The following is a 12,612-nucleotide window of genomic DNA, read 5'->3' as shown; positions in this document are numbered from 1 at the left end:
TGTTTCACCGCTGAATTTATGTACAATGGATTTTGCCAACTTACACGAGCTGCTGCGCTCTACCTACGAGGAGATGATGCCCCTGTGCAGTGAAATGACCGGCATCGCCAAAGGCATTGCCGGGCTGGGTGCGCTTTTTTACATCGCCTTGCGCGTCTGGTCATCTCTTTCCCGCGCCGAACCGATCGATGTTTTCCCTTTGCTCCGTCCGTTCGTGCTCGGCTTCTGTATCATGTTCTTCCCGACTATCGTTTTGGGTACGATGAATGCCGTACTCAGCCCCGTCGTACAGGGAACCGAGAAAATGGTGCACGTACAGCAGGACGACCTGCAGGCGTTGCAACTCAAAAGAGACCGGCTGGAAGAGGAAGCCTATAAACGGGACAAGTCGAGAGCCTATTTGGTGGATGACGAAGCGTGGAATAACAAGATCGAGGAGATGGGTTTTATCGGCCCGGAAGACGCGATTACCCTGGCCGGCATGTATGCCGAACGTACGGCGTTCAACGCCAAGCGCTGGTTTATAAAAAAGGTTTATCAACTGTTGGAACTGCTCTTTCATGCCGTCAGTCTGGTCATCGACACGCTCCGCACGTTCTTTCTGATCGTGCTGTCCATCCTGGGGCCGATCGTGTTCGGTATCGCCGTATGGGACGGACTCAGCGGATCGCTGACAGCCTGGTTCAGCCGCTACATCTCCGTCTATCTCTGGCTGCCAGTCAGCAGTATTCTGACAGCACTGCTCACGAAGATACAAATCCTGATGCTCAACAAGGAGATTGCCCAGTTGCAGGACGTGAACTATATGCCCGATTCGGGAAACTGGTACTACATCGTCTTCTTCCTGATCGGCATTCTCGGTTTCTTCAGCGTACCGACTGTTTCGGGATGGATCATCGAAGCGGGCGGCGGTATCGGCAACTATGGTAAGAATGTCAATGAGCTGGCTAAACGGACCGGAGGAAAGGCGTTGACGGGTGGAAAGGCGCTGTCTGCCGCAGGCGGCGCAGTTGTCGGTAATGCTTTGGGACGTTTCAGGGAGCGATTCCGGAAAGGTTCCTCCGGAGGAAACACGTCCGAAAGCGGATCGAACCCCGGCGGTGGAAACATCAACGGAGCATTGACGAAACAACCTAAAACAACGAACAGCTAACACCTTACTTTATGGAATTCAAATCATTGAAAAATATCGAAACATCGTTCCGGCAGATCCGGCTTTATGCCATTGCCTTTGTCGTACTCTGCCTCATTATCACGGGCTATGCTGTTTTTTCATCCTATTCCTTTGCCGAAAAACAGCGGGAGAAAGTCTATGTGCTGGACAACGGAAAGTCGCTTATGCTCGCTCTCAGTCAGGATGCCAAAGCCAACCGTCCCGTGGAAGCCCGTGAGCACGTCAGGCGTTTTCACGAACTCTTCTTTACGATTGCGCCGGACAAGGCGGCCATCGAAGGGAATGTCAAACGCGCTTTGATGCTGGCCGACAAAACGGCCTACAATTACTACAAAGACCTGATGGAAAAAGGATATTACAGCCGGATGATCTCAGGCAATATCCACCAGCGTATCGAGCTCGACTCCATCCGGTGCGATTTCGAGGCCTATCCTTATCGGGTCAGGACTTACGCCCGGCAGTTTATCGTCCGCCAGAGCAATATCACGGAGCGGTCGCTTATCACCGAATGCAGCCTGATCAATTCCGTTCGTTCGGACAACAATCCGCAGGGTTTCCTGTTGGAACGCTTTACCGTGCTGCAAAATCAGGACATTCAAACCGTGAAACGATGAAACGGCTCTATCTGAAATTACACCTCGGCCTAAAGCGGCAATGCGACCGTTTAAGCCCCCTGCAACGAAAAATCGCGGTATTCGGGCTGAGCCTGATTTACCTGTGCTGTTCGCTCGGTATGATTGTCCGGTTCTTTGCTCCGTCCGATTACAGACCGGCGGAAGAAAAAAGATTCCGCGAGCTGATCGACAGTCCCGTTCGCACGGACAGCCTCCGGACGGAGCGACTTCCGCAAAAGCATTACGCCGAAAATAACCTTAATACAATCGAATATGAACAATGAAAAACATCCGAAACATCCGCATCCCGTTTTTCCGGAGACCCCGGGAAAGGGAGCGGACAAAGAAGAGAAAGAAAAAAGAGAACAGTCCGAAAAGAAGAAAGAACAGCTTAAAAAACTGCTTGTCTTCGCCGGATTGGGCATCCTCTTTCTGATTTCCTTATGGCTGATCTTCTCTCCTTCGGCCCAAGAGCGACAAAAGGAAGAGAGGACAGCAGGTCTTAACGAAACCGTTCCGCAAGCCACCGACGGGGAACTGCCCGACGATAAACTGAAAGGCTATGAACTGGGGCGCGATGAAGAAAAGGAATCCCACCGGCAGGAGACCCTCGGCAACCTCTACGACTATTTCGAGAAGAAAGACGAAACACGGGAGCAGGAACTCTCGGAAGAGGCCGCTTCGGACGGACTTCATCCGATCGAGCGGTCGGTAAGCCGATATGAAGAAACGTCGCAGATGGTACATTCATTCTACGAGCCACCGGCATACGACTATGAGAAAGAAGCTCTGCGGGAAGAGCTGGACATGATACGCTCCGAACTCGCAACTCTCAAGGAGGAAAAAGAGGAGGAGATCGATCACCTCGAACTGCTCGAAAAATCTTACCGGATGGCAGCCAAATACTTCCCGGCCTCCGGTGATGCAAATTCTCGGGATGCATACGCCCAAAGTCAGGAACGCCCGGCCGATGCTCCCGCACCCAAGACAGCGGCGACAGCGGAACGGGCGGCTTTACCCGCTGTGGAGCTTCTTCCGGAGAAGAAAGCAATCGTTTCGTCTCTGGATCAGCCCATGAGCGATTCGGCTTTTATCGCTGAGTACGGGCATAAAGAGCGAAACTTCGGTTTCCGGTCTGCCGACGTGCCGGCATCGTCCGTCACCCGTAATACGTTGCGGGTGGTCGTGGACAGGACAACCACCCTGCAGCATGGAGACTTCGTACAACTCCGTCTGCTGGAGTCCGCTCGCCTGCACGACCTTTCCATTCCCCGTCATACCCGACTGATGGCACAGGCCCGAATCGACGGCAACCGGATGAAGCTTCATATCACGAGTATCGAATATGGCGGACGGATCGTTTCCGTTCAGCTCTCCGCCTTCGATACGGACGGGCAGGAAGGGGTTTTTATTCCCGGATCGGAAGAGGTCTCCGCACTGAAAGAAGTGGGAGCCAATATGGGAGGAACGGTCGGGACCTCGTTCACCTTTGCCTCCTCCGCCAAAGACCAGATCCTTTCCGAAGCGGCCCGCGGGGTGATGCAGGGAGCAAGTCAGCTCTTGCAAAAGAAACTCCGCACCGTAAAAGTGACGCTCAAAGGCGGGTACCGCCTCTTTTTAGTACAGACAAAGTAAAACAATCAATCTATCGACGATCATGAAGAAATGGATTTTATCGGCTGTCCTGCTTGCGACTATCGGAGCGACAGCCCTTGCGCAGGATACGACTGCGATTTTACCGGCCGGTCATCCTCTTTCAAGCGGAGCGTTTTACCGGGGAATGAGTAAGGCGATTCCCGAAGGCCGGGTCGTATTGCCTTACGGACTGGAGGTGACTTTTGAAAAGACCGTTCACCTGATTTTTCCTTCCGCCATCCGCTATGTCGATCTGGGAAGCAATAACCTGATTGCCGGAAAAGCGGAAGATGCCGAAAACGTGCTGCGTGTCAAGGCCGCCGTACGGAATTTTGAAACGGAGACCAACCTGTCGGTCATTTGTGAAGACGGTTCATTTTACTCCTACAATGTGAAGTATGCCGAAGAGCCGGAGAAACTCAATGTGGAGATGAAAGACTTCTTGTGCCAACGAGGGCAGAGCGGAGCTTGCTCCGGCTATGCCGAGTGCAGCCAGGACAGGCGCGAAGCGCAATTCTTGTATTCCGGAGAAGGACGCCTGCCTTCGAACCGTGCCGACATCTACTTCAAGGAATTGGGCAACGAGTCGCCTGTACTTGTGAAGCTGATGATGCAAACCATCTACAAGCATAATAAGCGAACGGTTAAGCACATCGGTGCGCGGCATTTCGGCATGCAGTTTCTCCTTCGAGGACTGTATGCACACAACGGGCTGCTTTTCTTCCACGTCGTTATCGGAAATCAGACGAATATGCCTTACTCGGTGGACTTCATCACCTTCAAAGTGGTGGATAAAAAGGTGGCCAAACGCACAGCGATTCAGGAGCAGGTTTTGCAGCCGCTTCGCGCCTCCCATCAGGTGGCATGGGTCAGAGGGAAGACGTCCGAACGGACGGTCTTTGCGCTGGAGCAGTTCTCTCTGCCCGAAGACAAGCAGCTGGAAGTAACGCTTTACGAGCGTAACGGTGGACGAACCCTGACATTCCGCGTGCAGCAGGAAGACCTGTTGCGAGCCGAACGAATCGATAACCTGAAACTCCGATGGTGATGAAGAAGTGTCTGTTTTTACTCGTCTGTGTTGTCGTAATGGGCACTCCTTCGTACGCACAACGCCTGATTCCCGGACAAAAGGGGATGGAGATTACGGGCAGCCTGCCTGTTATCAACGGAGAGAGAGATCATTTCGGTATCGGAATATCGTTTACCCGCTACCTCAAAAGCGAAAACTATACCTTTCTCGCCGCCGAATACGAGCAGCAGGATATAGCTTATCGAAGCTATCGTGTGCCGATGAAAGATGCCTTCCTGCAGGTCGGCTATATGCATCCCGTACTGTCGGATGGCGGGAAGAACCTCTTTGTCTGCGCGGGTATTTCCGCTTTAGGCGGTTACGAAGAACTTGACCGGGGGAGAACTTTTTTACCCGACGGCGCCCGCCTCTTGGATCGTTCGGGCTTCGTGTATGGTGGCGCCGTGCATCTGTCGATGGAGCTTTTTCTGACGGACAGTCTCTTGCTGCTCATCAAAGCTCAGGGACGCTTGTGTTTCGGATCGGATGTGAATCTTTTTCGTCCCGCTCTCTCGGCGGGATTTCGTATAAACCTCTAAACCAATGAAACGATGAAAAGAAAATGGATCGATGCGCTGTGGGTGATGGGAGTATTGCTCATGGCCGGGTTTTGTTTATCTGCTTGTAATCGGGAGCTGGACGTGCAGACGGTTTTTCCGTTTGAAGTAAGCACAATGCCGGTTCCCAAACAAATCAAACAGGGAGAAACCGTGGAAGTGCGCTGTACCCTCGTTTCGGAAGGCGATTTTTCCGGAACGCGCTATACAATGCGGTTTTTTCAAACGGAAGGGAAAGGCGTTTTGCGGATCGGACGCAGGGTTGCTCTCAAACCCAATGACCGTTATCCGGTGGATAAAGGAGACTTCCGCCTCTACTATACCTCGCAAAGCAAAGAGCGACAGTCGCTCGAAATCGTCTTCGAGGACAATCATGGACAATCGCAAACGATCGTTCTGGATTTCAATCACAAAGAATCGGACGAGGATAAAGAGCGAGAAGCCGGTTACCGCACCAGACCGCTCCAATAATTCCTTTTTTGTTCTTAATCAATCGAAAGCGCCCGTCCGAGAGGATAGGCGCTTTCCGTTTTCCGGAAAAGCGTAAATCAACGTCTTGGACTGTACTTTGTAATCTTCCATCCGTAGCTGCTTCTCCTTCATCGATTCTCCATTGGGAAACGTTATTTCGAATGTATTTTCATCATATTCGTACAATGCCGTGGATGGAATTACATATACGGCTTCCGGTGCATTACGGGACCATCCGAAGCCGAAAAGATAAAACAGATGCTTGACAGGGTATCTAATTTTGTTGGTACGGAAATATTTCTCATATTTCTCGGCATCACTTTTGGGAATAAAGAAATTCACCGTGCTGCGCCATTTGCATTCTACTGCGATAATATCTCCGGAGACATAGCTGGAACTCTTATTGGAGATACACTCCAGCAGTAAATCCGGAGCAGAGGAAGATACGGGACGATATCCGTTGACGTACTTATCCCCACGCCACTCCAACAACCTCCAGAATGGAGCATGTTTTCCTGTGTCGGGCATACCGTCTTTACTGATATTGGAGTGCATCACAACCCATTCTTCGAAGCGATCGCCATAATATTTATGCTTCGTTCTCTCTTTGAAATACTGCAAGGCTTCCTTGAGTTCACCGATAATCCGGTTCAATATCTCCATCATATATTTAATAAATGCGACGTATGTGGTTTTAGTCTATTCGTTGCCTCTGCCGAAACGCTTATCTACCTCTTCGCTGATAGCTCTGCGAAAGCTCAGAGGATCAGCGATGTAAGGATAGGTATTGGTAGCACCTCCGGTAGTTACGACCACTGTTCCGAAGTTGAAAATTCGTCCCCAAAACGATTCTCCGAAAGCGATGGCTTCGGCTTTGTTCAGTTGCAATTCGACAACACTGCGACGAATCAGGCCTAATTTGAAAATCACCCGTTTGTTAGTTACGACGTATTCGGCATAGCACCGGCCGAGGTAGCTGTTGATAATCCCCCATAGGGCTATAGCGATCAGCACATAACCCGGAATCTTGATGTAGAGTGGTGAAAAGGATATCAACAGAAGTCCGAACAATAGGAATTTCATCGGATAAACAAAAACCCACCAATGCACTTGGGCTTTGTATGTAACGGTTTCACCCGTCAGCAATGTTTTCTCTATGTAGCTCATAACTAATTACAAGTTTACCGTGTCAATGAGACTTATAGCGTCCAAAGATACGGGTTCGGTATATTTTTACCCAATGAATTATTGTTTTTTTATCCATTTTTCCACAAATCGGCCATGGCTTTTTCTTCCTGCTGGATGTGTACAGCAAAAAGGCAGATATAAACGGCAGTCCGACTGTCCAAATGGTCCACACATTACAGAGCAGAGCTCCCCCGATCAGCTCGGGCAAGATATTTAGGTAACAGTTGGGATGACGCACCGTCTTGAAAAGGATACTTCTCTCTATGCACTGGTTGGGGACAATATATAGTTTCACCGTCCAAACATCTCTCAGCTTATAGATGACATAAAACAGCATTGCATAGGCAAATCCCATAATGGTAACACCCCGGACCGAGAAATAATTGAAATCTACCACCCGAAGCATAAGCTTCGTACAGGGGGAAAAATAGTATGCTATATGCGCCAAAATCAGTAAAAGCGCAATTCAGCTTGCCGTATTGCACTGCTCCCTTTTGCTGGATACGTTTCTCTTTGCAGATGGAATAAGAGAGGGAAACCGGCCGGAGGGCGAAGAAGATGATGAATGTGATAATAAATGTACTGCATACGATTGGATTTTACCGATTGCCATTGTTATTCTTCATCTCCGTTTCTTCGTGATCCGAGGTAAAGATGGGAGCTGCCACTTCCCAGTCTCCTGTACTATTCTGTTTGTTCATCCATGATTCCTTACACAGCAAGATGCCGTTTACTCCTTGTACGATTGTGACTTTTCCGTCATCAATAATGCTTGTAACACTCATATTCTCTATTATTTTAGTTAATAATCCGATACTATCAACGTTGACCATCCGGCTTGACACATCTGAAAATCAGTATGGAACCTTCATTCCATATTTTCAGATTCTCTCCAAACAAGGCTCGCAGTTTCTTTTCTGCTTGTTCCAGTGTATAATGAGGAGGTAATCCCTTTTTATCCAAAACCTTTCGGACAAACCAGTCGGCGGGTTTACGTTGGCCTTTGATGTAAAAGCAGCCGCAAAATGTCCCTCCGTATTTCAGCACGCGGAAGACCTCGGCAAATGCCTTCTCCTTATCGGGAAAGGCATGAAAACCATTCATCGAGAGAACGAGATCGAAATAATTGGAGTGGAAAGGTAATTCGCATACGTCACCCTGCTGTAGGACAACGTTCTTTATCTCCGTATCTTCAAATCGCGACCATGCAATATCAAGCATGGCTTGCGAGTAATCCAACCCTATAATCTCGGCATTTGCCATTCGACGGTATTTGTCATGAGTGAAAACGGCAGTTCCCACAGGTACATCAAGAATCCTGCCACGGAAGTTGTCGGGGATCATTTCCATAATCTCTTTGGCGACAATATTATCATCGGTCTTCCATAGACAGTGCATATACAGCCAAGACCACCATTTACGCCCCGTCAGTACATCGTCATAGCGGTTTATCTGTTTTTGATAGGCGTTTTTTTGTGCCATGTTTTGTTGTTGTCTTTTCGTCGCAACGACCCGGGCGACCGTCTGCCATGTTCCGTTTTCATTTTGTTGCTCTTTGCGCCAATGGAAAGCGGTGGCAGTCATATCGGAAAAAACATATCTCATTCTGCCTGTCGTGTTTTCGGTCAATACGATGTCATCCCCCGTTTTACGAGCTGTCAACCGGATGGCTTCGCCCGTACAACCGTAGAAAATATCCCATGCCGAAGTCTTCGGGTTGAAAATGCGGAGTGTGGTTCCGTATTCGGCATCCGGCTGTTTGTTTATCAACCTCTCGGAACGCGACGGGACGATGAACAAATCCTGAATGGCTGTGCCGTCCAAAACCCAAGAGAATATCCATTCGCCTTTTACCCGTCTGGGTGTTGCGTCGTACAAACGGTCTGTCCATTCGATCTCCCATTCTCCCACCAAAGAGCCGAAGAAATCGAGCTCTTCGGGGATTCGTCCACTTCTTTTTTCACTGCAAAGAGCAGTGCTAAATTCTTTTATCAGATTCATTTCGATAATGATTTGGAAACAATTGGAGTATGTCATGTATTCATTTATGCCCGATAACACAGATACAATTGCCCTGCGTAAATACGGAGGTCTGTGTAAACCCTGCTTTCGTCATGTTCTCAACGATTTCGTCCGGGGTATAAATTCTCATATCCAAGAGTGAAATCCATCGCTCGGTTCCTGCCTCGGAAGCCATTTCGTTGCAGACGGCAAATCTGCCGCCCGGCTTGAGTACACGCCTTACTTCTTTGAAATCCTCGACGATGTCCGGCCAGAAATAGATGGTTTCAAAAGCTGTTGCAAGATCGAAAGTCGCAGATTCATAAGGAAGGGACGAGACCGAGGCCTCCATGATTTCCGCCCGGCCGTCCCGGACAGCTTTCCTGTTTCCGGCAACGGATTTTGCCACGCTCTGCGCCGAGTAGTCCGCCCCGCATACTTTTCCTTTCGTCCTTCTTAGGAAGTTGGCGATGTTTTGCCCACCGCCGCAACCGATGTCGAGAATATCCTCCTCACCGGCCGGCCGGATACATTCGTCGATGCACCAAAGAGCCATTTTATTATGGCTGTAGTTCATCCCCGCAAGCATCATTTTTCCCCAGAAATTGTTTTCAGGTCTGCGGCAATTGCTTATGAATTTCTTGAACAGTCTCATCTTCTATTCAGTTGCTAAAAGAACAAAAAATAACGTGGCGTCTTGGCCTTGTATTCGCGGTATTCCTCTCCGTAGGTCTCCTCACAATAGCGTTCTTCTCCCAATATGAGGAAATGCGTGGCAATGATGAAGGGTATCATGACGAGTAGTATCCACAACGAGGCGGAAGCGATACAAACGCCGAACATCCCCGTAAAAAAGAAAAAGTACATCGGATTGCGCGACCAACGATAGACTCCTCCTTTGATGGTCTTTCCGGCAGGAGTTGCCACATAGCTGTGAAAAGCCCGGACAAAGAGCGCCAGCGAAAGCACGTAAACCACCATTCCCGCAAGAAACCATGCCGTACCGAACTTGAACGGGACGAAAACGGAGAGCACCAATATGGCAATTTGCAGGATTGTACTGACAGAGGCGTTCGCCTTGTCTTTGGCCGTGTACCACGAGGTGTCCACTGCACGCTTTCCTCCCTCACGGAAGATTGCCATGTATATAAATTGTATCAGCACCATGCCGAACGATGGTATCCAAGCATTCAACCATCCGGCTTGCAATGTTGTGAAAAATGAATATTCCATAATGTTTCCGTGATTATTGTCTTTCCATACGTTTGTTCAATGTCAAAAGCGATATCGCAAAAATCAGGAAACACACCAGATTGTTCCATCCGCCTGCTATCAACAGAAGAAATGGTTGTGGCAACAGTTGCCAAATGAGGTTGAGCCAAATAGTTACCAACGGTGTTGCGAAAACTATCCAACGAGGAAAAGAAGTCTGCTTTTGTACTACTAAAACGGTAAATACAATCCAACCTATCCCCATCAGTGCAAATGCCAATCCGCCCAACCAGCCGGTATAGGAGAGAAAATGGTCGATGATTTCGGGATGTCCCTGCGAGGATACGATGCCGAAAGCAGGGAAGAAGGCATGATAAGCACCTCCGACAATTATACTTACGGATAGGGAAGCAAGCATCCAGCAGGCTGTTTTTCGTCGCTCTTTCTTAACCCTGAGAAACAAATGGTAGAATCCGATGATGTACAGAACCGCCGCCAACGGTCCTATTATTCCTCCGGCAACGAGACGCTCCAAGGGCACTGTGCCCATGGAAGGCAACAGATCTTTTTCCAAATCGGGAATGGGTTGTGTCGTAAAATACAGCAACATGTCGCCGATATACATCAGCAGGCTACCTGCCACTCCCATATACCCTGTCAATCTGAGTTTTTTATCCATACCTTTTTCTTGTTATTTGAGTTTACAAAAATGCACAAGTAGAATATCGTTTGCAATCGCCAATAATGGCTATTTTCACAGTCGGAATCCCTATTTCTTATGGTCTGTCGATTCGTCAGTAACCGGCAAATCACCGTTAATTTCCTTTTTCAATCGGTCTTTTTGCTACTTTTTGTACCGCTTCAGGCTCACCGGCAAAAAGTAGCGGGCAACAAAAATGCCGCCCGCTGTTCTTCTTTACTTCAACTGCACTATCTCACCTATCCGCTTTTCAGGATGGATGTCGAATGCCCAATTTACCTCTTCATCGGGCAAGGTGCTGTAGATGTTCCTTCCCATTACGAGTCCGCAATCTTGCAGGACTTTTTGCCGTGCTTCCTCTCTGCTCTCGGCAAGCACTTCAAACACACCTTCAAAGATGTATTGTGTCCGTATTCTGTAAATTCGTTTCTTCATATCCTCAAAATTCTACCTTTAATAATCTGTTTGGCATCGGCTCACCATTGGACAGTCTGCGATGGGAGAGCCAAAAGTGATGTGCGCCATAACCGTAAACGAAAAACTTGTCAAGTGCCGTTTCTTCGGCGATCTGCCTTATAGAGGTTCTCAATTCCTCCTCATTCGCAGATAGGGCTACGGCATTGATAACCCTTATAAGAATGTGAGGTATCTCGTCTGCCCAATTACAAATGATGCTTTCTATTTTAATTTCCATTTCTCTATGTATTTCAGTGAAACATTATGCCGCCATACGTTGGCGAATTTGGTTCATATTCCTGCGGACAAGTTTGAGTATTCGTTCGTGATATTGGCTGTTTTGATTGCACAACCCTCGGCATTGTACAACTCTCATTGTCTCCAAAGAAACTTCTACGGTCTCTATTCGTTTACCGTCTATGGTAGCAGAAAGGATAAGGGACTGAGGTTTGAGATAATATCCTCCCTCAAATACACAATGATGTAATGCCAGTCCTTCTTCCAAATGCTCCTGAACACTTTCCAGAACATGAACATGAATTGTTCCATCCGTGAATGAGATACCGAAGAATTTGGATTTGAGTTCTTGAAAACGTTCTTCATCCTCCATTGCCTTTCGTCTTTTTTGCTCTCTTTCCTCTTTTTCTCTTTGTTTGCGCAGTTCTGACTGCCTGCGGTCGTGCTCGGTTTTGAGGTCGGAGGGACAAACGTATTTCGGACTATGAATGTCTTTACTCAATCGGCAGAGCATATCGACATAGTCGCACCACATAGAGCCGTCCGTAATGGTATATCCGTTACGGATACAGATGCAGAGAGAAGCCCAATAGTTCTCGATATTCCGGTATTTAATTCTGACGAAGTGCCGCAAAAGTCCGGTTTGTTTTGTCTTCAATAATGTTTCGGCTTTATTGTTAGTCAGAATGGAATGAAACAACTCGAAAGGTGTAAGGTCATGATATTCGCCCTTAAATCCGTTCTGTTTGATTTCAGGTAGAATTTTCTGTCGGGGATAGATGGCGGAGGGGAATATATCGTACAAATCCTTGTCAGGACGTATTTCCAAATTACTGTCGAACTGCCAAGTGTCGTACCAACAACTCATCGGGCGAAGCCGTGCCAGTACTGCGGACTTGCCTTGTGCGTTCATCCAACGCTGCACCACTTCGGAAATGAAATAACCGGCTTGTTCACCCTTCTTTTGGTAAGACTGCATATAGAAGAAGCGCAAGACCTGATACCCTTTGAATGTCGTAACGATACCCAAGTATTCCGTTTGTTTGAAAACCCTTTGTCGGGTAGTATTAACCTCCAATGCTGTTCCACAATGCGGACAAATAATTCTCTTTCTCTTATGCTCTTTATCCATCCATGTATGCCCACATTCCAAACAAGTACATTCTCCTTTTGCCGTGCGTTTGACGATATGTGTAAAGCTGTGCTTAAATGCCCAATTCTTTTGTGCTTGGGTGATGGCGGGGAGCTGACTGCTCAGCTCCGCCACCTGTTTCTGAAATTTGTTTCTCGGTTTCATG

17 protein-coding genes and 2 pseudogenes are annotated in these 12,612 nt (G+C 48.3%); 7 read left to right on the top strand and 12 right to left on the bottom strand.

The window, feature by feature from the left end; all coding sequences use genetic code 11:
* Positions 1–25: 25 nt before the first annotated feature.
* The 7 genes from traJ to C7382_RS05345 are packed head-to-tail and all read left to right on the top strand — an operon-like array spanning position 26 to position 5,520.
* Positions 26–1,153, top strand: coding sequence for a conjugative transposon protein TraJ (traJ, locus tag C7382_RS05375; protein WP_116679278.1), 1,128 nt, complete (start codon positions 26–28; stop codon positions 1,151–1,153).
* A gap of 11 nt (positions 1,154–1,164) precedes the next feature.
* Positions 1,165–1,788: a conjugative transposon protein TraK gene (traK, locus tag C7382_RS05370; protein WP_004585399.1), complete on the top strand. Its 624-nt coding sequence runs from the start codon at positions 1,165–1,167 to the stop codon at positions 1,786–1,788.
* Entirely contained in the window at positions 1,785–2,072 is a 288-nt protein-coding gene (locus tag C7382_RS05365; protein WP_116679277.1) for a hypothetical protein, read from the top strand. The genes traK and C7382_RS05365 overlap by 4 nt, the downstream gene beginning before the upstream one ends.
* Entirely contained in the window at positions 2,062–3,423 is a 1,362-nt protein-coding gene (traM, locus tag C7382_RS05360; protein ID WP_116679276.1) for a conjugative transposon protein TraM, read from the top strand. The genes C7382_RS05365 and traM overlap by 11 nt, the downstream gene beginning before the upstream one ends.
* Positions 3,424–3,445: 22 nt before the next feature.
* The gene (gene traN, locus C7382_RS05355; protein ID WP_116679275.1) at positions 3,446–4,471 is read left to right on the top strand and encodes a conjugative transposon protein TraN; all 1,026 of its coding nucleotides are present in this window, start codon (positions 3,446–3,448) and stop codon (positions 4,469–4,471) included.
* Entirely contained in the window at positions 4,465–5,031 is a 567-nt protein-coding gene (locus C7382_RS05350) for a conjugal transfer protein TraO (RefSeq protein WP_116679274.1), read from the top strand. Before traN ends, C7382_RS05350 begins: the two co-directional genes overlap by 7 nt.
* Positions 5,032–5,043: 12 nt before the next feature.
* The gene (locus tag C7382_RS05345) at positions 5,044–5,520 is read left to right on the top strand and encodes a DUF3872 domain-containing protein (protein ID WP_116679273.1); all 477 of its coding nucleotides are present in this window, start codon (positions 5,044–5,046) and stop codon (positions 5,518–5,520) included.
* A gap of 18 nt (positions 5,521–5,538) precedes the next feature.
* Here C7382_RS05345 and C7382_RS05340 read toward each other — a convergent pair whose 3' ends face one another.
* The 12 genes and pseudogenes from C7382_RS05340 to C7382_RS05285 all read right to left on the bottom strand — a co-directional run bounded on the left by C7382_RS05340 (position 5,539) and on the right by C7382_RS05285 (position 12,611).
* The gene (locus tag C7382_RS05340) at positions 5,539–6,186 is read right to left on the bottom strand and encodes a hypothetical protein (protein ID WP_207772707.1); all 648 of its coding nucleotides are present in this window, start codon (positions 6,184–6,186) and stop codon (positions 5,539–5,541) included.
* A gap of 33 nt (positions 6,187–6,219) precedes the next feature.
* On the bottom strand, positions 6,220–6,687 hold the full coding sequence (locus tag C7382_RS05335) for a PH domain-containing protein (protein ID WP_116679272.1): 468 nt from the start codon (positions 6,685–6,687) through the stop codon (positions 6,220–6,222).
* A gap of 89 nt (positions 6,688–6,776) precedes the next feature.
* Positions 6,777–7,283: pseudogene (locus C7382_RS05330) on the bottom strand (isoprenylcysteine carboxylmethyltransferase family protein).
* A gap of 24 nt (positions 7,284–7,307) precedes the next feature.
* Positions 7,308–7,493, bottom strand: a complete 186-nt coding sequence (locus tag C7382_RS05325) for a hypothetical protein (protein WP_133241533.1) — start codon at positions 7,491–7,493, stop codon at positions 7,308–7,310.
* A 34-nt stretch (positions 7,494–7,527) separates the two neighbouring features.
* Entirely contained in the window at positions 7,528–8,190 is a 663-nt protein-coding gene (locus C7382_RS05320; RefSeq protein ID WP_116679315.1) for a class I SAM-dependent methyltransferase, read from the bottom strand.
* 6 nt (positions 8,191–8,196) lie between these two features.
* Positions 8,197–8,709, bottom strand: a pseudogene (locus tag C7382_RS05315) (hypothetical protein); the annotation flags it as partial.
* A gap of 40 nt (positions 8,710–8,749) precedes the next feature.
* On the bottom strand, positions 8,750–9,364 hold the full coding sequence (locus C7382_RS05310; RefSeq protein ID WP_116679270.1) for a class I SAM-dependent methyltransferase: 615 nt from the start codon (positions 9,362–9,364) through the stop codon (positions 8,750–8,752).
* A 14-nt stretch (positions 9,365–9,378) separates the two neighbouring features.
* A complete protein-coding gene (locus tag C7382_RS05305) occupies positions 9,379–9,942 on the bottom strand; it encodes a methyltransferase family protein (protein ID WP_116679269.1) in 564 nt (187 codons plus the stop codon).
* A gap of 13 nt (positions 9,943–9,955) precedes the next feature.
* Positions 9,956–10,600 (bottom strand): DUF6796 family protein, encoded by a 645-nt coding sequence (locus C7382_RS05300; protein WP_116679268.1) that lies wholly within the window; start codon positions 10,598–10,600, stop codon positions 9,956–9,958.
* 237 nt (positions 10,601–10,837) lie between these two features.
* Positions 10,838–11,056: a hypothetical protein gene (locus C7382_RS05295; RefSeq protein WP_021663494.1), complete on the bottom strand. Its 219-nt coding sequence runs from the start codon at positions 11,054–11,056 to the stop codon at positions 10,838–10,840.
* Between the two features lie 4 nt (positions 11,057–11,060).
* Positions 11,061–11,315, bottom strand: coding sequence for a hypothetical protein (locus C7382_RS05290; protein ID WP_116679267.1), 255 nt, complete (start codon positions 11,313–11,315; stop codon positions 11,061–11,063).
* Between the two features lie 24 nt (positions 11,316–11,339).
* Entirely contained in the window at positions 11,340–12,611 is a 1,272-nt protein-coding gene (locus C7382_RS05285; protein WP_116679266.1) for a PcfJ domain-containing protein, read from the bottom strand.
* Position 12,612: the final 1 nt, after the last annotated feature.

Origin of the sequence: Porphyromonas loveana, assembly GCF_003096695.1 — a bacterium.
Taxonomy (GTDB): Bacteria; Bacteroidota; Bacteroidia; order Bacteroidales; family Porphyromonadaceae; genus Porphyromonas; species Porphyromonas loveana.
Note: the sequence above shows the minus strand (reverse complement) of the source record. Positions and strands in the feature narration are given on the sequence as shown.